The sequence below is a fragment of the Micromonospora sp. WMMA2032 genome (assembly GCF_002688545.1).
In the GTDB taxonomy this organism is placed as follows: Bacteria; Actinomycetota; Actinomycetes; order Mycobacteriales; family Micromonosporaceae; genus Micromonospora; species Micromonospora sediminicola.
Genome location: NZ_CP024052.1, coordinates 903,582 through 923,456, shown reverse-complemented (window position 1 = coordinate 923,456; position 19,875 = coordinate 903,582). Strand labels below are relative to the sequence as shown.

Here is a 19,875-nt window from a genome sequence, read left to right as displayed (position 1 = left end):
GCGGCGGCGCCGCGGTCAGTCGGCGGCGAGCACGGCCACCGCCTGCGGCCGCGCCAGCGCGGCGCCGCGGGTGAACGCCGCCGCGAACGCCGCCGCGCCGAGGTGCGACCGGGCCGCGTCGGCGACCGGCGCGAGCGCCGGGGCGTCGGCCGCGCCCGTGCCGGCCAGCAGCGCCGACGCGGCCCCCAGCAGGTACGCGGCCCGTTCGGGCCCGTCGTCGGCCAGCAGCGGCCGGACCAGCCCGTCCACCGCGGCGACGACGGTCGGGACGTCCCACACCCCGGCGGTGGCGGTGACGACGCGCCGGTAGTGGGCGCGGGCCGCCGCCGGGTCACCGGCGGCGTCGGCGAGCTGCCCGAGCGTCACCCGCGCCGCCAACCGGACCACCTCCGCGCCGAACCAGCCCGACGGGCACCCGGCGAGGGCCCGCTCGCACAGCGTCCGGGCACGGTCGGGGTCGCCGTCGCGGCGGGCGATCTCCCCGAGCCCCAGGTCGGCGGCGGCGACCAGTTCCGGCGCGCCGGCCGGACCGGCCATCCGGCGCACCCGCCGGTAGTCGTCGCCCGCGCCGGTCAGGTCACCGACGAGCAGGCGACCGTCGGCGCGGGTGCGCAGCAGCTCCGCCAGGTCCAGCGTGGAGCCGAGCTGCTCGACCAGGCGCAGCGCCTCGGCCATCGGGGCGGCGGCCGCGCGGGCGTCGCCCTCCCGGTAGGCGGTCTCGGCGAGGGTGCTCAGCGCCAGGATCATGCCCCACCGCTCGTTCAGCGCCCGGAACCCGGCCAGCGCCTCGGTGAGGTCGGCGCGGGCCCGGTCGTGGTGGCCGTGCAGCAGGTGCACGGTGGCGGTGCCGAGCACGCCCAGGGCCCGGCTCCACGGGTCGGTGCCGAGCAGCCATTCCCGGCTGGCCCGGTCGGTCAGCACGGCCAGCCGGTGCGGCGGTGGCGGGCCGCTGGCCATGCCGGACAGGTAGAGCAGGAACGGATGTCGGGGCGGACGGTCGCGGTCCCACAGGATGCGGGAGGCCGTGGCGACCGCCGTGGCGTCGCCGGCGCCGGCGAGCGTGGCGACCAGCAGACACAGCGCGTACTCCTCGTCGAGGCCGGCCGGCGCCGCGGCGAGCCGGTCGACGAGCCGCCCGGCCAGCGCGGCGCCCTCGCCGCGCAGCCCCCGCAGCCACCAGTAGAACGCCAGCGCCGCCACCAGCCGCAGCGCGGCTTCGGTGTGCCCGTCGTCCACCGCCCGGCGCAGCGCCGCGTGCAGGTCGTCGCGGGCGGCGTCCAACCGGCGCAGCCAGCGGTCCTGGCCGACACCGCGCAGGCCGGCGTCGCCGGCCCGGGCCAGGTCCAGGAAGTACGCGGTGTGCGCGGCCCGCACCCGCGTGGCCTCCCCGCCGTCGGTGAGCCGCCGCGCCGCGTAGGCGCGGATGGTGTCCACCATCCGGTACCGTCCGTCGTCGGCTTCCACCAGGGACTTGTCCACCAGCCCGGTGAGCACGTCGACGACGTCGTCGCCGCCGGTCGGCCCGCACACCGCCTGCACCGCCGGCAGGTCGGCGGCGCCGACGAACACGCCCATCCGGGCGGCCAGGCGCCGCTCCGGCTCGTCCAGCAGCTCCCAGCTCCACCCCACCACCGCCTCCAGCGTGCGGTGCCGGGGCTGCGCCGTCCGGTCGCCGCGGCGCAGCAGCCGGAACCGGTCGTCCAGGCGCGCCGCCACGTGCGCCACCGGCAGGGCCCGCAACCGGGCCGCGGCCAGTTCCAGGGCCAGGGGCAGGCCGTCGAGGGTGCGGCAGATCCGCAGCACGGCCGGCGTGGTGGCCGCGTCCAGGGTGAAGCCCGGCGCGACGTCGGCGGCCCGGTCGAGGAACAGCCGCACCCCGGCGTAGGCGGCGGCCGCCTCCGGTGGCACCGGGCCGGCGGGCACCGGCAGCCCACCGACCGGGCACATCGCCTCGCCGGTGAGACCCAGCGGCTCCCGGCTGGTGGCCAGCACCCGCAGGTCGGGTGCGGCGGCGAGCAGCCGGGCGGTCAACCGGGCCGCGTCGTCGACCACGTGCTCGCAGTTGTCCAGCACGAGCAGCAGCCGCCGGTCGGTCAGCGCCGCCACCAGACGGTCGATGGGGTCGCGGGGGCCGCCGGGGGCGCGCAGCCCGGCGTCGCGCAGGTCCAGCGCGGCCAGCACCGCCGGCGCCACGGCCGCCCCGGGTGCCACCGACGCCAACTCCGCCAGGCACACGGGGGCGTCGTGGCGGCTCGCGGCGGCGACGGCCAGGCGGGTCTTGCCGGCGCCGCCCGGCCCGTGCAGGGTCACCAGACGCGCCGAGGCGAGCAGCTCACCGACCCGGCGCAGTTCCCGCTCCCGGCCGACGAAACTGGTCAGCGGTGTCGGCAGCCGCGACGGCGTGCCACCGGCGGGCGGCCCGTCGTCGCGCAGCAGGGCGGTGTGCAGGGCGGTCAGCTCCGCCGACGGGTCGGTGCCCAGTTCCTCGGCGAGCACCTCCCGGGCCCGGGCGTACACGGCCAGCGCCTCGGCGCGTCGGCCGGCGCCGTGCAGGGCGCGCATCAGCTGCCCGTACAGCCGCTCCCGCAGCGGGTGCGCCGCCACCAGCGCCCGCAGTTCCGCCACCAGCGGCGGACCGGCCGGCGCGGACGCCAGCTCCGCCTCGACGCGGTCCTCGACCGCCGCGAGGCGCAGGTCCCGCAGCCGGGCCGCCTCGGCGGCCAGCACCGTGCCGGTGACGTCCGCCAGCGGCTCGCCGCGCCACAGCTGCAGCGCCTGCCGCAGCAGCGCGCCGGCGCGGCCCGGGTCGCCGGCGGCCAGCGCGACCCGGCCGGCCTCGGCCAGGCCGGCGAATTCATGCACGTCGACCTGCTGCGGGTCGACGACCAGCCGGTAGCCGGCCGGACCGAACTCGATCTCCACGCCGGGCAGCAGCCGGCGCAACCGCGACACCTGTGACTGCAGCGCGTTCGCGGCCCGCTGCGGGGGGTCGGCGTCGTAGACGCCGTCGACGAGCCGTCCCGGCGGCACCGTGCGGCCGGCGTCGAGCAGCAGCAACGCCAGCAGGGCACGCAGCCGCTGCCCGGCGACGGGCAGCGCGGCGCCGTCGGCGGCGTACGCCTGGGTGGGGCCGAGGACACCGAACCGCATACGCCCGATTGTCGCCTGCCCCCGGTGGTCCGGCCCACACCGGCCGGGCCGGGAGACGTCGCGGCCGGGTAGCCTTCGGCCCGTGATCGTGGTGAGGTGCCGGTGACGACGCTCGACCGGGAACAGCCGCGTGCCACCGACGGGGCACGCCCGGACGCCGACGCGCGTCCCCTGCCGTTGACGCTGGCCGTGCCCGCCGCCGTGCTGGCCGGTCTGGCGCTGCTGGTCGCGTTCCCCCCGTACGGGCTGTGGCCGCTCGCGCCGGTCGGGGTGGCGTTGCTGGCCGCAGCGGCGCACCGGCGGCGGTTGCGCGCCGGCGCCGGGCTGGGCTTCCTCGCCGGGGTGGCGTTGTTCGCGCCGCTGCTGGAGTGGACCAACCTGCACACCGGCTACCTGCCGTGGGTCCTGCTGTCGCTGCTGCAGGCCGGCTACCTGGCGCTGCTGGGCGCGGCCACCGCCTGGGTGTCGCCGCTGGCCGACCGGCACCGGGCGGCGTGGCCGCTGCTCACCGGCGTGCTGTGGGTGGGGCAGGAGGCGCTGCGCGACCGCACCCCGTTCGGCGGGTTCCCGTGGGGGCGGCTGGCGTTCAGCCAGGACACCTCGCCGCTGCTGCGGCTGGCCGCGCTCGGCGGCGCGCCGCTGGTCACGTTCGCCGTCGCGCTCGCCGGCGGGATCCTGCTCACCCTGGCCTGGCGGGACTGGCGCCGCACGGCCGGGCAGTGGCGGCCGGTCGCCGGGCTCACCGCCGCGCTCGTCGCGGTCGTGGCCGCCGGCACGGCCGTCCCGACCGGGGTGCGGGGGGCCGGTGACACCGTCACCGTCGCCATCGTGCAGGGCAACGTGCCCCGCCTCGGGCTGGACTTCAACGCCCAGCGGCAGGCGGTGCTCAACAACCACGTCGACGCCACCCTGAAACTGGCCGAGCAGGTCACGCAGGGCGGGCAGCGCCGCCCCGACCTGGTGGTGTGGCCGGAGAACTCCAGCGACATCGACCCGCTGCGCAACCCGGGCGCCGGCGACCGGATCTCCCAGGCCGCCGACGCCATCGGCGCGCCGATCCTGGTCGGTGCGGTGCTGCTCGGCCCCGGTCAGGGGCAGGTCCGCAACGCCGGTCTGCTGTGGCGCCCGGGCAGCGGCGCCGACCTGACCCAGCTGTACACCAAGCGGCACCCGGTGCCGTTCGCCGAGTACGTGCCGCTGCGCTCGATCGCCCGCAAGGTCAGCGCCGAGGTCGACCGGGTGCGCTCGGACTTCGTCCCGGGCACCCGCGCGGGTGTGCTGGACACCGGCGCGGTGACCCTCGGCGACGTGATCTGTTTCGAGGTGGCCTACGACGGCATCGTCCGGGACACCGTCACCGGCGGCGCGCAGCTGCTGGTGGTGCAGACCAACAACGCCACGTTCGACGTGGCCGAGGCCCGCCAGCAGCTGGCCATGGTGCGGTTGCGGGCCGTGGAGCACGGCCGGTCCGCGCTGATGGCCTCCACGGTCGGGGTGTCCGGGTTCGTTTCCCCCGACGGGCGGGTAGACGGTGCGACCGGGTTCAACACCGCCGAGGTGGTGGTGCGGCAGATGCGACTCGGGGACGGGCGTACCCCGGCCACCACGGCCGGGGTGTGGCCGGAGGTGGCGCTCGCGGCCCTCGCGGTCGCGGCGCTGGCCGGCGCGGCCGTGCTACGCCGCCGCCGGAGGGCCACCGCCGGCTGAACCGACGAGCGGGAGGCGGTGCGACGGTGGGCGTGGCAGCCGACAGGCGGACGGTCGGCCATCCCGGGGTGGGGCGGGTCCTGGTGGTCATCCCCACCTACAACGAGGCCGACAACGTGCGCCGCATCGTCGACCGGGTCCGCGTGGCGGCACCCGCGGTGGACGTGCTCGTCGCCGACGACAACAGCCCCGACGGCACCGGCGCGATCGCCGACACGATCGCCGGGAACGACCCCCGCGTGCACGTGTTGCACCGTCCGGGCAAGGAAGGTCTCGGCGCGGCGTATCTGGCCGGTTTCGCGTGGGCGCGGCGGCGTGGCTACGACGCGGTGGTGGAGATGGACGCCGACGGCTCGCACGCCCCGGAGGACCTGCCGGCGCTGCTGGCGGCGGCCCGCGACGCCGACGTGGTGATCGGCTCCCGGTGGACGCGGGGCGCGCGGGTGCTGAACTGGCCGTGGCGGCGGCTGCTGCTGTCGCGCGTCGGGAACCTGTACGCGCGGGTGGCGCTGGGTATGCCGGTCAGCGACGCCACCGGCGGCTACCGGGTGTACCGGACGAGCGCGCTGGACGCGATCGACCTGGACTCGGTGCGTTCCCAGGGGTACGCGTTCCAGGTGGAGCTGTCCCGGCTGGCGCACCGCGCCGGGGTGCGCATCGTCGAGGTGCCGATCACGTTCGCCGAGCGGGAGCACGGCGACAGCAAGATGAGCCCGCTGATCGTGGCGGAGGCGTTGTGGCGGGTCACCCGGTGGGGGGTGCGGGACCGGCGGTCGGCGGTGCGGGGCCGGCCGGCGGCGTTGGCCCGGTGGCCGTGAGCGCGGGCGTGTCATGCTGGAGGGGCGTGACGACACACCGGGCGGATGAGGTGAGATGCGCCGAGGACTGAGATACCTACCACCGGCCCTGCTGCTGCTGACGCTGCTGGAGCTGGCCGTTTTCGTCCTGGTGGGCCGGGCCGTCGGGTTCGGCGCGGCGCTGCTGCTGGTGTTCGCGGCCTCGCTGCTGGGTCTGGTGCTGCTGCGCCGGGAGGGCATGCGGGCGTGGCGGGGGTTCCGGGCCGCCGCGCAGGCCGGCCAGCCGCCGGGGCCGCAGGTCACCGACGGGCTGGTGGGCCTGCTGGGTGCGCTGCTGCTGGCGCTGCCGGGTCTGGTCAGCGGCGCGGTGGGGCTGTTGCTGCTGGTGCCGCCGCTGCGTCGACTGGCCGGCGGTGGGGTGCGCCGGGCCACCGAGCGGCGGGTGTCGTCGATGGTCGCCGGTGACCTGTTCGGGCCGCGCCGGGTGCGGGTCTACCAGGGGCAGTCGCAGCCGACCCCCACGGCCTCGCCGCAGCAGCCGCCGGTGGCCGAGCCCGGCCGGGCCATCGAGGGTGAGATCGTTGACCGCTGACGCAACACCCCAGACGTGACGAAACGCCCCCGGGAGTGATTCCCGGGGGCGTTTCGGTCGTCTACGGGTGCTCAGGCGCGACCGCGGCGGGTGCGGACCTCCTGGAGCCGCTCGGCGAGGATGTCCTCCAGCTCGGCGATCGAGCGGCGCTCCAGCAGCATGTCCCAGTGGGTGCGCGGCGGCTTGGCCTTCTTCTGCTCCGGCTCGCTGCCGTCGACCAGGCGGGCGACGCTGCCGTCGAACTTGCACTCCCAGGTCGTCGGGACCTCGGCGTCGACGGCGAACGGCACCTCGAACTGGTGGCCCTTGGCGCACAGGTACTCGCGGGTCTGACGCGGCGCGAGCTCCGTGTTGCGGTCGGATTCGTAGCTGACCGCGCCCAGCCGGCTACCGCGCAGCATACGCTCGCCCATGATCGACTTCCCCTCGTCCGTGGTGCTGGTCTTCAGGTGTAACGGCCGGTCACCGCCCGCCCATTCCCCACCCACGCCGGCAGGGCCGTACGCGGGTCGGAAGCATCAAGGGTAACCGGCCATGACAGCTGCCCGGCGGGGTCGTCCCCGGCCGGGCCGAATCGGTGGAGTGTTTCGCCTGTCAACGGGGATGTTACCCACCCGCATGCGTGCCGGAGGTGACGATGACCAGTGACGCGCCGGTCGGCGCACGACCGCCCGCCGGGAAGACCTTCTTCGGTCACCCACGGGCGCTGTCCACCCTCTTCCTCACCGAGATGTGGGAGCGGTTCAGCTTCTACGGCATGCGCGCCATCCTGGTGCTCTACCTGACCGCCGCGGTCGCCGACGGTGGGCTCGGCATCGGCGAGTCCAGCGCCAACGCCGTCTACGGCACCTACAACGCGATGGTCTACCTGATGGCGCTGCCCGGCGGCTGGGTCGCCGACCGGCTCATCGGCGCGCGACGCAGCGTGCTGTGGGGCGGCGTGGTCATCGCCGCCGGCCACTACGTGATGGCGATCCCCACCGGGTGGAGCGTGTTCGCCGGCATGACGCTGATCGTGCTCGGCACCGGCCTGCTCAAGCCGAACATCTCCACCATGGTCGGCGACCTCTACGAGCGGGACTCACCCCGCCGCGACGCCGGGTTCTCCATCTTCTACATGGGCATCAACCTGGGCGCGTTCATCGCCCCGCTGATCACCGGCTTCCTCGGCGAGAAGATCAACTGGCATCTCGGGTTCGGCGCCGCCGCCATCGGCATGACCTTCGGCGTGATCCAGTACGTGGCCGGACGGCGCAACCTCGGCGACGCCGGTGCCCGGCCGGCCGACCCGCTGCTCGGGGCCGACCGGCGGCGGGCGCTGACCCGCGTCGGCGTGGCCACCGCCGTGGTGCTGGTGGTCCTGCTCGCGCTGCTGCTGACCGGCTGGTTCACCGTCGACACGGTGGTCAACCTGCTCACCGTGGTCACCGTGCTGGTGACCGTCGCCTACTTCGCGCGGATCCTCACCGACCGGGAGATCAGCGACACCGAACGCAGCCGGATGAAGGCCTACGTCTGGCTGTTCATCTTCGCCGCGTCGTTCTGGCTGATCTACGACCAGGCCGGGTCGGTGCTGAACATCTTCGCCGCCGACCGGACCGACCGGAACGTCGGCGGCTTCACCTTCCCGGCGTCCTGGTTGCAGTCGGTCAACCCGATCCTCATCATCATCGGCGCGCCGCTGGCCGCGTGGCTGTGGCTCAAGCTCGGCCACCGGGTGTCCACGCCGACGAAGTTCGCCGTCGGCCTGGTGCTCAACGGCCTGTCGTTCGTGCTGATGGCCGCCGCCGCCCAGGCCGCCGTCGGCGGCGACCTGGTCTCGCCGTGGTGGCTGGTCGCCGTGTACGCGATCCAGGTCGCCGGTGAGCTGTCGCTGAGCCCGGTGGGCCTGTCGGCCACCACGAAGCTGGCCCCGGTCAAGTACGCCAGCCAGATGCTGGGCCTGTGGTTCCTCGCCACCGCCGTCGGCGACGCCATCGGCGGCCAGGTGGCCCGGCTGGCCGACAGCTGGTCGCAGGCGACCTACTTCCTGACCTTCGGCCTGGCCTCGGTGGTGCTGGGCCTGGCCGCGGTGATGTTCACCCGCCAGATCCGGGGCCTGATGGCCGGCATCCACTGACCGCCGCTCACCCCGCCGGCACGGGCGGCAACGGCAGCGGCAGGCCGGGCAGCCCGTCGATGCTGGTCGCCACGTGCTCCTTGCCGGCGAAGTAGGCGCTCAGCGACGCGTCGTCCTCCCGGGCGAACCGCCGCCCGTGCAGGTCCCGGTCGGTGTCGTAGCTCATCAACGGCACCGTGTAGCCGCACGTGTCGCGGATCAGCTCGGCCCGCACCACGATCACCGCCCGCAGCCCGTGCGGGCTCGGGTCGATGTCCGGGAAGTGCCGCAGCAGGTCGGGCCAGCGCGGGTCGTCGCGGAACACCGGCTCGCCGCGCCCGTGCACCCGCACGATGGTCGGCGGACCGGCGAACGCGCACCACATCAGCGTCACCCGGCCGTTCTCCCGCAGGTGGGCGATGGTCTCGGCGTTGCTGCCGGCGAAGTCGAGGTAGGCCACGGTGTGCTCGTCGAGCACCGCCAGGCAACCGCGCAGGCCCTTGGGGGAGAGGTTGACGGTGCCGTCGCCGGACAGCGGGGCGGTGGCCACGAAGAACATCGGCTGCGCCTCGATGAAGTCCCGCAGCCGGCCGTCGATGCGCTCGTACGTCTTTCCCATGCCCCCGATCCTCCCCGGGCAGCGGGGTGCGGCGCTGTCCCGTCCCAGCCCGTGGCCGGTCAGCCGGTGCGCGTGCCGAGCCGGGCCAGGGCCGTGGCCAGGTCGCTGACCTGGTCGGCGAGCTGCCCGGCGCGCCGCTGCGCGGCGTCCCGCTCGGCCTCGGCCGCGGCCGTGCGGGCGGCCAGGTCACCCGCCCGGGCCTCGGCGGCGCTCGCGGCCCGCCGCGCGTCGGCCAGCTCCGCCGCCAGCCCGTCCCGTTCGGCGGTACGGGCGGCGGCCTGCTCCACCGCGGCGGCCACCTCGGCGCGCAGTCGCTCCAGCGTCGCCTCGGCCTCGGCCCGGGCCGCGTCGGCGCGGTCCCGCGCGACGAGAGCCTGCCGCGCGGCGGCGGCCTCGGCGTCGGCCCGTTGCGCGGCGGCCCGGGCCGCCTGCTCGGCGTCGACGGCCCGGGCGGCGGCGGCCTGCGCGTCGGCGCGGGACCGCTCGGCCCGGTCGAGGGCCTCGGCGGCCGAGCGGATGGCCCGCTCCGCGTCGGCGCGGGCGGCGTCCCGTTCGGCGGTCAGCTCGGCGGCCCGGTGCCGCTCGCCGTCGCGTTCGGCCCGCACGGTGCGCAGCTCGTGGCGGGCGGCGTCGCGGTCCCGCTCGGCCTGCACCCGCAGCGCCTGGGCGGCGCCCGTCTCGGCGCGCGCGGTGTCCCGGGCGGCCTCGGCGTCGGCGACCCGCTCGGCGGCGACGGTGGCGGCCGACTCGGCGCGGTCGGCCCGGTCCCGGGCGGCGTCGCGTTCGGCGTGCGCGGCGCGCGCGTCCTGCCGGTCGCGGGTGGCCGCCGCGGCGGCGTCCTCGGCGTCGCGGCGGGCCTCGTCGCGTTCGGCGTGCGCGGCGGCGACCTGGGCGGCCGTCTGCGCGCGCAGTTCGGCGAGCTGCCGCTCCACCCCGGCCGGGGACAGCTCGGCGTGCAACGCCTCGCTGAGCGTCTCCACGATCTGGTCGAGCCGGTCCACCGCCTCCCAGGTGCGTGCCACCTGCCCGGGCAGGCCGGGGGAGTTGCGGTGGCGCATCCGCGAGTTGCGGGCGGCGCGCTGGCAGGCGCCGTCGTTGTCCCGGCAGTAGCGGAACGGGCGGCCCGCGCCGACGCGCTGCGGCACCTCCCGCCCACAGTGGGCGCAGGGGCGGGTCTCGGTGGCGGGCTCGACGTCCATCGGGGGCGAAGTCTAGTGGCCGGTCCCGGCGCGGGCCGCGCCGTCGAGGGTGTAGCGGCGTTGCACCAGCACCGCGACCACCATCACCGCGGCGGGCAGCAGACCGAAGCCCCAGCGCAGCGCGTCCAGCGCCGCCGGGGACTGGGTCACCGTCTGCCCGGCCGACGACGCGACGAACCCGCCGGCGGCCAGGCACAACGCGTACGCGTAGGGGCCCAGCGCCGCGCCGGTGGCCTCGGTCGCGGTCCACACCCCGGTGTACGTGCCGGCCCGCTCGGCGCCGGCGGCGCGGATCACGTCGGGCAGCATGGAGAACGGCAGCAGCTGCATGCCGGCGAACGCCACCCCGAGCACGGCCACGGCGGCGACCAGCACCGGCAGCCCGGCGGGCCGCCCGACCGCCAGCACCAGCGACCCGGCGGCGAACGTGGCCTGCCCGGCGAGCAGCGCGCGTTGCTTGCCGACCCGGCGGGCCAGCGCCAGCCAGGCGGGAGTGACCAGCAGCGCCGGCGCGACGAACGCGGCGACGAGCACCGTGGTGAGCCCGGGGCGGCCCAGCTCGTACTCGGCGTAGTAGGGCACCCCGGCCAGGACCAGGTGGGTGGTGGTCGACATGGCCAGGTAGGCGCCGACCAGGGCGCGGAACTGCCGGTCCCGCAGGCTGGCCGCCAGCGTCCGCCACCCGCCGGCGCCGTGCGGGGCCGCCGGGGCGGCGGCGGTACGACGCAGCCGGTCGATCCCGACCACGCCGACCGCCATCGCGGCGAGCATCCCGGCCGCCAGCACCACGGCCATCCGCAGGTAACCGGCGCGGGTGGCGTCGTCGCCGCCGCTCAGCAGCGGCGCCAGCAGCCCGGAGACCAGGATGCCGAGGGTGAGCACCACCATCCGGAACGCCATCAGCCGGGTCCGCTCGTGGTAGCCGATCCGCAGGTCGGCCGGGGTGGCCAGGTAGGGCACCTGGTAGGCGGCGAACAGCAGGTTGCCGGCCACGAAGAACACCGCCACCCAGCCGGCGGCGGCCGCGCCGGTGAGGTCGCCGGGCACGGCGAACAGCGCGGCGAACGCCACCGGCAACGCGCAGCCGGCCAGCAGCAGCCGTCGGCGGTGACCCCGGCGGGCCTGCTCGACGTCGCAGCGGTGCCCGATCCACGGGTGCAGCAGCACGTCGGCGATCTTCGGCAGCAGCAGGGTCAGCCCGGCCAGCCACGGTGCGACCGCGAGGACGTCGGTGAGGAAGTAGAGCAGCAGCAGCCCGGGCACGGTCACCCAGACACCCATGCCGAGCGAGCCGGCGGCGAACCCGACCAGCGGTCCGCGTGGCAGGGCGACGGCGTCGTCGCGCCGCTGGTCCAGCCCGGTCATGCCGTCTCCTGTCCCGGGGCGCGCCGCCCCAATCCAACGGATGCTGGATTGTAGGGGGAACAATGGCCGGATGACCATGCCCCGCCGGCGACCGGGCCGGCCCCGCCGCGACGACCAGCGACCGACCCACGACCTCGTGCTCGCCGCCGCGACCGCGTTGTTCGCCGAGCGCGGGTTCGACGCGGTCAGCGTCCGGGACGTGGCCGCCGCGGCCGGCGTCGACGTGGCCACGGTGGCCCACCACACCGGCACCAAGGCACAGCTCTACGACGCCTGCTTCGCCCGGGTGTTCAGCGCCGAGCGCGAGGTCCTGGAGGCGGCCGGGCAGCGCGCGGCCGAGGCCCTGACCGCCGGCCCGGACCAGGCGCTGCGGGCGCTGCACGAACTGGTCGACGTGTTCGTCGACTTCCTGGAGGACCGGCCGGAGACCACCGCGCTGTGGCTGCGCCGCTGGCTGGAGCCGCAGCGGCACGCGGAGCTGGACCGGCGTTACTCCGCGCCGCTGTACGCGCAGGTCGAGCGCCTGCTCGCCGCCGCGGCGAGGGCCGGGGCGCTGGTCGAGCCGGCACCGCACGTGACCGTGCGCAGCCTGGTCTGGGCGGTGCACGGGCACGTGGTGGCGCTCGCCGCGCGCTCCGGCTCCGCGGCGCGCGAGCGGCGTGAGTTCCGGGCGTTCGTGCACCGCCTCCTCGACGGGCTCTACCCGCCGGCCACCCCTTGACGGCGTCCCGCCCACCGGGGATTATCCAGCAGTCGTTGGATAAAAGGAGGCGGGCATGTCGGCACCACCCCGGGTCGCGGTCGTCGGCGCCGGAGCGGCCGGACTGGCCACGCTCAAGGCGCTCGGCGACGCCGGCGTGCCGGCGGTCGCGTTCGAGACCGCGGACACCCTCGGCGGCCTGTGGGTCTACGGCGCGCCCGGCTCGCCGGCGTACCGGACGCTGCACCTGAACACCAGCCGGGGGCGCACCGAGTTCGCCGACCACCCGATGCCCGGCGACTGGCCCGACTACCCCGACCACACCCGCGTCGCCGGCTACCTCGGCGACTACGCCGACCGGTTCGGCCTGCGCGACGCGGTGCGGCTGCGGCACACCGTCGACCGGGTCACCGCCGCCGGCGACGGCTGGCGGGTGCACGCCACCGGCCCGGACGGCCCGGTGACCGTCGACGTCGAGGCGGTCGTGGTCGCCAACGGGCACAACCGGGTGCCGAACCGGCCCGCGCCCTATCCCGGCGAGTGCGCCGCGCAGCAGATGCACAGCCACGACTACCGGGGACCCGAGCAGCTCGCCGGCCGGCGGGTCCTGGTGGTCGGCGGCGGCAACTCCGCCATGGACATCGCCGTCGACGCCTCGTACGCCGCCACCCGGACGTTGCTGTCGCTGCGCCGGGGCGTCTGGGTGGTGCCCAAGTATCTGCTCGGCCGCCCGTCGGACACGCTCAACGGGGCGCTGGCCCGCCGGCTGCCCTGGCGGCTGCGCCAGCGGATCAGCCAGAGCATGCTCAGCGCCACCGTCGGCCCGCCCGCCCGCTACGGGCTGCCCGCCCCGGAGCACGGCTTCCTCCAGGACCACCCGACGCTCTCCGACACGCTGCTGTCCCGGCTCACCCACGGCGACGTGCAGGCCCGTCCCGGCATCGCCCGCTTCGCCGGCGACCGGGTCGAGTTCACCGACGGCCGGGTCGACGAGGTGGACCTGGTGCTCTGGTGCACCGGCTACCGGGTGGAGGTGCCGTTCCTCGACCCGGCGCTGCTCGGCGACGGCGCCGACCGACTGCCGCTGTACCGGCACGTGTTCCACCTGGACGCCCCCGGCCTGGCGTTCGTCGGGCTCATGCAGTCCACCGGCGCGGCGTTCCCACTGGTCGAGGCGCAGGCCCGGCTCGTCGCCGCCCGGCTGGCCGGCACCTGGGCGCCGCCGGAGCCGGACCGCCAGGCCGCCGCCTGCCGCGCCGAGCTGCGCGCCGCCACCGCCCGCTGGGGACAGCGCCGGCCGCAAATGCGGGTGGACTTCGACGCGTACCTGGCCGAGCTGCGCCGGGAACTGGCCGCCGGGCGCCGGCGGGCCGGAGCGACGCGGTGAGCGCGCTCGCCGGGCGGCGGGTGCTGGTCACCGGCGCGCACGGCACGTTCGGCCGGCGCTTGGGCGCCGCGCTGACCGACGCCGGCGCGCACGTGGTCGGCCTGGACCTGCACGCCGACGCCGACGCGACGCCGCCGGTGCTCGGGGTCGACCTGACCGACGCGGCGGCGACGCCGGCCGCGGTGGCCGCCGCCGTCGACCGGCTCGGCGGGCTGGACCTGCTGGTCAACAACGCCGGCGTCGGCGGTCCCGCCCCCGCCGAGCTGGCCCCGGACGAGGTGGTGCGCCGGCAGTTGGAGGTGAACCTGCTCGCCGCCTGGCGGACCACGGCCGCGGCGATGCCGGCGCTGGAGGCCGCCCGCGGCCGGGTGATCTTCGTGGCCAGCCGGATGGCGGTGCTGCCGCTGCCCCTCGCGGCCGCGTACGGGGTGAGCAAGCGGGCCCTGGTCGCGTACGCCGACGCGCTGCGCCACGAGGTCGGCACGCACGTCGGGGTCAGCGTCGTCTACCCCAGCATGGTCGCCTCCCCGATCCACGACAGCACCGTCGCGGCCGGGCTGTCGCTGAGCGGGGTGTCCCGGCCCGAGCCGGTCGAGGGAGTGGTCGCGGCGATCCTGCGCGCCGCCGCTGCCCGGCGCGCGCCCCGCGACGTGGCCACCACCCGACGCGGCCGGGTCGAGCTGGCGCTGGCCCGGCACGCGCCGGCGCTGGCCGACCGGCTGGTGCGGCGGACCGTCGCCGGGCGCGTCGCCGCCGGTGACCTGGACGGCGCGGCGCTGGCCGCCGGGATGGTGCGGCGGCACCGCCAGGCGCGCGGGTAGCCTGCTCGCCATGCCCGTGTCGCCCTACATCGCCCGGCTGCGCCGGCACGTCGGCCACGACCTGCTCATGCTCTACGGGGTCAGCGGTGTGGTGACCGACGACGCGGGGCGGGTGCTGCTGGCCCGCCGAGGGGACAACGGCCGCTGGTCGGTGCCCGCCGGCACCGTGGACCCGGGCGAGCAGCCCGCCGACGCGCTGGTGCGCGAGGTGCGCGAGGAGACCGGCGTCGAGGTGGCGATCGAGCGGCTGGCCGGCGTGGCCACCCACCCGGTGGTCTATCCCAACGGCGACGCCTGCGAATACCTCAACGTCTGGTTCCGCTGCCGGGCCGTGGGCGGGACCGCCACCGCCGACGGTGACGAGTCCCTGGCGGTGGCCTGGTTCGCCCCGGACGCGCTGCCCGACCTGGACGACTGGTCGCGGCTGCGGATCGGCACCGCGCTCGCCGACGACGCCCCACCCTGGTACGCGGCCCCGGGCGAGCACCACCCGGCGCTGCGCCGCCCGGACAGCCTCTGACCGGTCCTCACCGACCGGACCGGCCGCTGGTGTCGCGCACGGTCAGCCGCGGTTCCAGCAGGGTCACCTCCGGCACCGGCTCGTCGCGCAGCCGCCGCATCAGCAGCGTCACCGCCTGCCGGCCGACCTCCTCGGCGGGCACCGGCACGCCGGTCAGCCCGGACTGCTCGGCCAGCTCGTCGGGGCACACCGCGACCACCGAGACGTCCCGCGGCACCCGGCGGCCCAGCAGCGGCAACGCCGACAGCACCGGCCCGACGGCCGACTCGTTCTGCACCACCAGCCCGGTGACGTCGGGGTGGTCGGCCAGCAGCGCCTCCAGGTCCCGCCGCACCGCCGCGGGCCCCTCCTCGCAGGGCCGGGCCACCGCGTCGACGCCGAGCCGGTCCGCGGCGGCCAGCACGCCGGCCCGGGTGCGGTGGGCGAAGCCGGTGCCCCGCGCGTAGACGGCGGCCGGCGCGCCGAGCAACGCGATCCGCCGGTGCCCCGCGCCGGCCAGGTGCTCCACGCACAACTCCCCGGCCCGCCGGAAGTCCAGGTCCACGCAGGCCAGCCCGCTGCTGTCGGTCGGGTGGCCGATCAGCACGCCGGGCAGCGCCAGCTCCCGCAGCAGCGGCACCCGGGAATCCTCCAGCTCCACGTCCATCAGCAGCACACCGTCGACCAGCGCGCTGCCGGCGATCCGGTGCAGCCCGGCCGGCCCCTCGTCGGCGGTGACCAGCAGCACGTCGTGGTCGTGGCGGCGGGCGGTGGTGACCACCGCGGTGGCGAAGCGCATCACCACCGGCACCTGCATCCCGGTGCGCAGCGGCAGCACCAGCGCGATCACGTTGGCCCGGCGGCTGGCCAACGCCCGCGCCCCGGCGTTGGGGTGGTAGCCCAGCGCGCGGACACTGGCCAGCACCCGCCCCCGGGTGGTCGCCGAGATGGCGCGCTTGCCGCTGAGCACGTACGACACGGTGCTGGCGGCGACCCCGGCGTGGCGGGCCACGTCGGCGATGGTGACCTGGTCACCGGCGGCCCGGCCGGTCACCGGGCGGCCCCCGACCGCCCGTCCGCGGTCACCGGCGCGGTGTCGCCGCCGGTGACGGCGACCGTGCCGACCAGCCGCACGTCCCGGGCGGACCGGCCGACCAGCACCGAGTGGACGGCGTCCTCCACCACCGTCGCGGCGCCGGTCTCGTCCCACCAGGCCAGATCGGCGGTACGCAGCCGCAGCGTCACCCGGGCCGCGCACCCCGGGTCGAGGGTGACCCGGGCGAAGTCGCGCAGCTGCCGCAGCGGCTGCTTGACCCGGGAACGACGCTGCCGGGTGTAGAGCTGCACCACCTCGGTGCCCGGGTGGCGGCCCGTGTTGGTGACCTCGACGCTCACCTCCACCTCCTCGCCGGCGTGCGCCGTGGCGGTGCTCAGCCGGAGGTCAGCGTAGTCGAACGCGGCATAGCTGAGCCCGTGCCCGAACGGGTACAGCGGCTCACCCCGGTGGTAGAGGTAGGTGGCGTCGGCGCCGATGACGTCGTAGTCGAGCAGGTCGGGCAGCTCGGCGGTGTCGGCGTACCAGGTCTGGGTGAGCCGGCCGCCCGGGTCGGCGGCGCCGAGCAGTACGTCGGCCAGCCCGTTGCCGTGTTCCTGTCCACCGTGGGCGCTCCACAGCACCGCCGGCGGTTGCTCCCGCGCCCCGCCCACCGCGTACGGGTAGCTGCTGGTCAGCACCAGCACGGTACGCGGGTTCGCCGCCCGCACGGCGCGCAGCAGGTCCTGCTGGCCGGACGGCAACGCCAGATCGGCCCGGTCCTCGGTCTCCCGCCCGTTGACCATCGGATGGTTGCCGAGCACCACCAGCGCCACGTCGGCAGCGGCGGCCAGCGCGGCGGCCTCGGCGGCGCCGTCGACGACCAGGTCGACGGTGAACCCGGCCGGGTCGCCGGTGTCGACGCGCAGGCGGCCCTCCGGGTCGACGCCGACGTGCCGGCCGGTGGCCAGGTGGTGCAGCAGCGCGCTGCCGTCGGGCCGGTGGTGCAGGCGGAACGTCTCCCGGACCACCCAGCCGCCCGGGCCCGGACGGTCGTCGACCAGCGTGCCGGAGTCCTGGGCGCCGACGTACCGGCCGTGGTGGGCCACGCGCAGCGCCACCACGCCCTGCCCCCAGTCGACCACGTCGAACTCCGTCGGTGCGCCGTCGCCGAGGACCAGCGGTGCGCCGTCGACGCACCGCACGGCCCGGTCGCCGACGCGCAACGTGATCCGGTCCGCGCCGCAGTGGGTGCGCACGTCGGGCAGCCGGCCGAGCAGCCCCCGGTACGCGCTCACCGCGTACGGCGGCGTGCCGCTGTACCAGTCGGTGAGCACGGTGTCGGCGAGCGGGCCGAGCACCGCGACCCGGGTGTCCGGCGCCAGCGGCAGCAGACCGTCGTTGCGCAGCAGCACGACCGACTGGCGGGCGGCCTCCCGGGCGAGTTCCCGGTGCGCGGGGCAGTTCACCACGTCGGCCGGCACCCCGGCGTACGGGTCGTGGCCGGGCGGGTCCAGGTCGCCCAGGCGCGTGCGCACCGACAGGATCCGCCGGACCGCGCGGTCCACGTCGGACTCGGTGACGAGCCCGCGCGCCAGGGCCTCGGTGAACCGGGCCACCGTGGGGCCGGGGTCGTCGTCGTCCTCGGTGAAGCTGTCGATCCCGGCGCGCAGCGCGGCGGCGAACCCGGTGACGTGGTCGGGCAGGTACGCCTGCACGCCGGCGATGTTGCCGACCGCGCCCGCGTCGCCGACCACCAGCACCTCGTCGTCGGCCCAGCCGCGCAACTCCCCGTCGATGAGCGGGCTCAGGTGCGCCGGCACGCCGTCGACCAGGTTGTACGACGCCATCACGGCCACCGCCGCCCCGGCGGCCAGCGGGGCGCGGAACGCCGGCAGCTCGTACTCGTGCAGCACGCGCGGCGGCAGGTCGCTGGAGGTGACCGCCCGGTCGGTCTCGTTGTTGTAGCCGAGGAAGTGCTTGAGTGTCGGCGCGGTCCGCAGCCGGGTGGGGTGGTCGCCGCGCAGCCCATGGGCGTAGGCGGTGGCCAGGCGGCCGGTCAACCACGGGTCCTCGGACCAGCCCTCCTCGTTGCGGCCCCACCGGGGGTCGCGCAGCGGGTTGACCACCGGCGCCCACACGTTGAGCCCGACCCGACCCGGGTCCGCCTGGTGTTTGGCCCGGACCTCGTCGCCGACGGCGGCGCCGACCGCCCGGATCAGGTCCGGGTTCCAGCTGGTCGCCAGTCCGATCGCCTGCGGGAAGACGGTGGCCTCGCCGAGCCAGGCCACCCCGTGCAGCGCCTCGGTGCCGGTGCGGAACGCCGGTAGGCCGAGCCGGGGGACCGGCGCCTGCCACTGGTGCAGCAGGCCGAGCTTCTCCGGCAGGGTGAGCCGGGCCAGCAGGTCGTCGGGACGGGGTGCGACGGGATCGGTCATGGCGGGCGCCTCCGGGGAAGCGTGCGGCACCCCGGTCGTCGAAGCGCTTCGACGACCGGGCCGGGAGACGGCGGCGCGCACGCGGAAAGGGGGTGGTGGTCGGGCGGCGGCGTCGGCCCGGAGCAGTGGTGAAGCGCTTCGACGACCGCCGAAAAACACGCCGGCACCGGGTTGCCCGGTCGCGGTGACGGCGTTACCCGAGGTTGGCACCCCGCGCGGGCGCGGTCAAGGGGTCAGGCGGCGGGCAGCTGCCCGGCCTCCACGGTGGCCAGTGCGGCGGTGGCACCGCCGAGGGCGCTGGCCTCCGAGCCCAGCGTGCTGGCCTCGACCCGGACCACCGGCGGCGGCGCCAGGGTGCGGTCGGCGAGTTCGGCGCGGACGGCCGGCAGCAGCCACGGCGCGAGCGCGGCCAGGTGCCCACCCAGCACGACGACCTCCGGGTCGAGCAGGTCGACCAGGACGCAGACCGCCCGCCCGAGCTGCCGGCCGACCTCGGTGAGCCCGGTCCGCACCGGGTCGTCCCCGGCGCGGGCGAGCACCTGGATCCGCTCGATCTCCGGCAGGTGGTCGGTGATCGGACCGTCCTGCGTGGCGTCCGGCAGCAGGCGGCGCACCACGGCGTCCACGCCGACGAGCGCGGCGAGACAACCCCGACGACCGCACCCGCACGCCGGCCCGTCCGGCAGCACCGGCAGGTGGCCGATCTCGCCGGCGAAGCCCCGGCCGCCACGCAGCAGCCGCCCGCCGCTGACCACCCCGGCGCCGACGGTCGGCCCGCCGGTGAGGTGCACCAGGTCGGCCGTGCCGGCGTACGGGCCGTGTCGCAGCTCGGCCGAGACGGCGAGGTTGGCGTCGGTGTCGACGCCGATCGGGAAACCCGGGTCGCGCAGGGCGCGACGCAGCGCGGCGGCGAGCGGCACATTGCGCCAGCCCAGTGCCGGCGCCGCCGGCACCACGCCGTCGCCGTCCACCGGGCCGGGCACGCCCACGGTGAGCCCCAGCACGGTGCGGCCCGCGCCGGTGACCCGGTTGATCGCCCGCCGGGCCAGCGCGGCGAGCGCCGCCACGGTCTCGTCCGGGCCGGCGGTGGCGGTGGCGAACGCCCGTCGCCAGGTGAGGACCCGTTCGCCGGCCAGGTCGACGGCGACCACGACCAGTTCGTCGGCGCCGATGCGCAGGCCGAGCCCGACGTAGCGGGAGCCGTCGAGCACGAGCATGGTCGCCGGGCGGCCCACCCGGTTCTCGGTCAGCCCGGTCTCGCGCAGCAGGCCGTGCTCGATCAGCTCGCCGACCAGGCTGGAGACGGTGGCCTTGTTCAGCCCGGTGCGGGCGGCGACGTCGGCCCGGGAGCAGGGGGCGTGCAGCCGGACGTGCCGCAGCACCGCGGCCCGGTTGGCCACCCGTACGTCGCCCAGGTCGGCCGTCCGTGACGGCCGGTCGATGCTGATCACGAACTGCCCGCCTCCTGCG

General features: G+C 76.6%; 16 protein-coding genes. 8 read left to right on the top strand and 8 right to left on the bottom strand.

Annotated elements, in window-relative coordinates; genetic code table 11:
• Nucleotides 1–15 precede the first annotated feature (15 nt).
• The gene (locus CO540_RS04350) at nt 16–3,150 is read right to left on the bottom strand and encodes a BTAD domain-containing putative transcriptional regulator (RefSeq protein WP_099161001.1); all 3,135 of its coding nucleotides are present in this window, start codon (nt 3,148–3,150) and stop codon (nt 16–18) included.
• 102 nt (nt 3,151–3,252) lie between these two features.
• On the opposite strand from CO540_RS04350, the gene lnt reads away from it, so the two are divergent.
• The 3 genes from lnt to CO540_RS04335 are packed head-to-tail and all read left to right on the top strand — an operon-like array spanning nt 3,253 to nt 6,246.
• Nucleotides 3,253–4,857, top strand: coding sequence for an apolipoprotein N-acyltransferase (gene lnt / locus CO540_RS04345; RefSeq protein ID WP_099164589.1), 1,605 nt, complete (start codon nt 3,253–3,255; stop codon nt 4,855–4,857).
• 26 nt (nt 4,858–4,883) lie between these two features.
• Nucleotides 4,884–5,675, top strand: a complete 792-nt coding sequence (locus CO540_RS04340; RefSeq protein ID WP_099161000.1) for a polyprenol monophosphomannose synthase — start codon at nt 4,884–4,886, stop codon at nt 5,673–5,675.
• Nucleotides 5,676–5,730: 55 nt separating this feature from the next.
• Nucleotides 5,731–6,246 (top strand): FxsA family protein, encoded by a 516-nt coding sequence (locus tag CO540_RS04335; protein ID WP_099160999.1) that lies wholly within the window; start codon nt 5,731–5,733, stop codon nt 6,244–6,246.
• A gap of 71 nt (nt 6,247–6,317) precedes the next feature.
• Here CO540_RS04335 and CO540_RS04330 read toward each other — a convergent pair whose 3' ends face one another.
• Entirely contained in the window at nt 6,318–6,659 is a 342-nt protein-coding gene (locus CO540_RS04330) for an RNA polymerase-binding protein RbpA (protein WP_046564157.1), read from the bottom strand.
• 224 nt (nt 6,660–6,883) lie between these two features.
• Between CO540_RS04330 and CO540_RS04325 the strand changes: the two genes are divergently transcribed.
• Nucleotides 6,884–8,365, top strand: coding sequence for a peptide MFS transporter (locus tag CO540_RS04325; protein WP_099164588.1), 1,482 nt, complete (start codon nt 6,884–6,886; stop codon nt 8,363–8,365).
• A gap of 7 nt (nt 8,366–8,372) precedes the next feature.
• Here the strand turns inward: CO540_RS04325 and CO540_RS04320 are convergent, their stop codons facing one another.
• Genes CO540_RS04320 through CO540_RS04310 form a run of 3 tightly spaced genes read right to left on the bottom strand, consistent with a single transcriptional unit; the run spans nt 8,373 to nt 11,527 of the window.
• Nucleotides 8,373–8,963: a pyridoxamine 5'-phosphate oxidase family protein gene (locus CO540_RS04320; protein WP_091574472.1), complete on the bottom strand. Its 591-nt coding sequence runs from the start codon at nt 8,961–8,963 to the stop codon at nt 8,373–8,375.
• Nucleotides 8,964–9,022: 59 nt separating this feature from the next.
• Nucleotides 9,023–10,162, bottom strand: a complete 1,140-nt coding sequence (locus CO540_RS04315; RefSeq protein WP_099160998.1) for a hypothetical protein — start codon at nt 10,160–10,162, stop codon at nt 9,023–9,025.
• 12 nt (nt 10,163–10,174) lie between these two features.
• Nucleotides 10,175–11,527: an MFS transporter gene (locus CO540_RS04310; protein WP_099160997.1), complete on the bottom strand. Its 1,353-nt coding sequence runs from the start codon at nt 11,525–11,527 to the stop codon at nt 10,175–10,177.
• Nucleotides 11,528–11,603: 76 nt separating this feature from the next.
• Here CO540_RS04310 and CO540_RS04305 point away from each other — a divergent pair, with 76 nt between their 5' ends.
• From CO540_RS04305 to CO540_RS04290, 4 genes are read left to right on the top strand one after another with little or no spacing between them, the layout of a single operon-like run.
• Nucleotides 11,604–12,248 (top strand): TetR/AcrR family transcriptional regulator, encoded by a 645-nt coding sequence (locus CO540_RS04305; protein WP_099164587.1) that lies wholly within the window; start codon nt 11,604–11,606, stop codon nt 12,246–12,248.
• A 55-nt stretch (nt 12,249–12,303) separates the two neighbouring features.
• The gene (locus CO540_RS04300) at nt 12,304–13,614 is read left to right on the top strand and encodes an NAD(P)/FAD-dependent oxidoreductase (RefSeq protein WP_099160996.1); all 1,311 of its coding nucleotides are present in this window, start codon (nt 12,304–12,306) and stop codon (nt 13,612–13,614) included.
• Nucleotides 13,611–14,435: an SDR family oxidoreductase gene (locus tag CO540_RS04295; RefSeq protein ID WP_099160995.1), complete on the top strand. Its 825-nt coding sequence runs from the start codon at nt 13,611–13,613 to the stop codon at nt 14,433–14,435. Before CO540_RS04300 ends, CO540_RS04295 begins: the two co-directional genes overlap by 4 nt.
• 10 nt (nt 14,436–14,445) lie before the next feature.
• Complete coding sequence (locus CO540_RS04290) at nt 14,446–14,955, top strand: NUDIX domain-containing protein (RefSeq protein WP_099164586.1); 510 nt, start codon at nt 14,446–14,448, stop codon at nt 14,953–14,955.
• Between the two features lie 7 nt (nt 14,956–14,962).
• Here CO540_RS04290 and CO540_RS04285 read toward each other — a convergent pair whose 3' ends face one another.
• The 3 genes from CO540_RS04285 to CO540_RS04275 all read right to left on the bottom strand — a co-directional run bounded on the left by CO540_RS04285 (nt 14,963) and on the right by CO540_RS04275 (nt 19,856).
• On the bottom strand, nt 14,963–15,988 hold the full coding sequence (locus CO540_RS04285) for a LacI family DNA-binding transcriptional regulator (protein WP_099160994.1): 1,026 nt from the start codon (nt 15,986–15,988) through the stop codon (nt 14,963–14,965).
• Nucleotides 15,985–18,405 carry a glycoside hydrolase family 3 C-terminal domain-containing protein gene (locus CO540_RS04280; RefSeq protein WP_099160993.1) on the bottom strand — a complete coding sequence of 807 codons (2,421 nt, stop codon included), beginning with the start codon at nt 18,403–18,405 and terminating at the stop codon, nt 15,985–15,987. Before CO540_RS04280 ends, CO540_RS04285 begins: the two co-directional genes overlap by 4 nt.
• 233 nt (nt 18,406–18,638) lie before the next feature.
• On the bottom strand, nt 18,639–19,856 hold the full coding sequence (locus CO540_RS04275; protein WP_099160992.1) for an ROK family transcriptional regulator: 1,218 nt from the start codon (nt 19,854–19,856) through the stop codon (nt 18,639–18,641).
• Between the last annotated feature and the right edge of the window lie 19 nt (nt 19,857–19,875).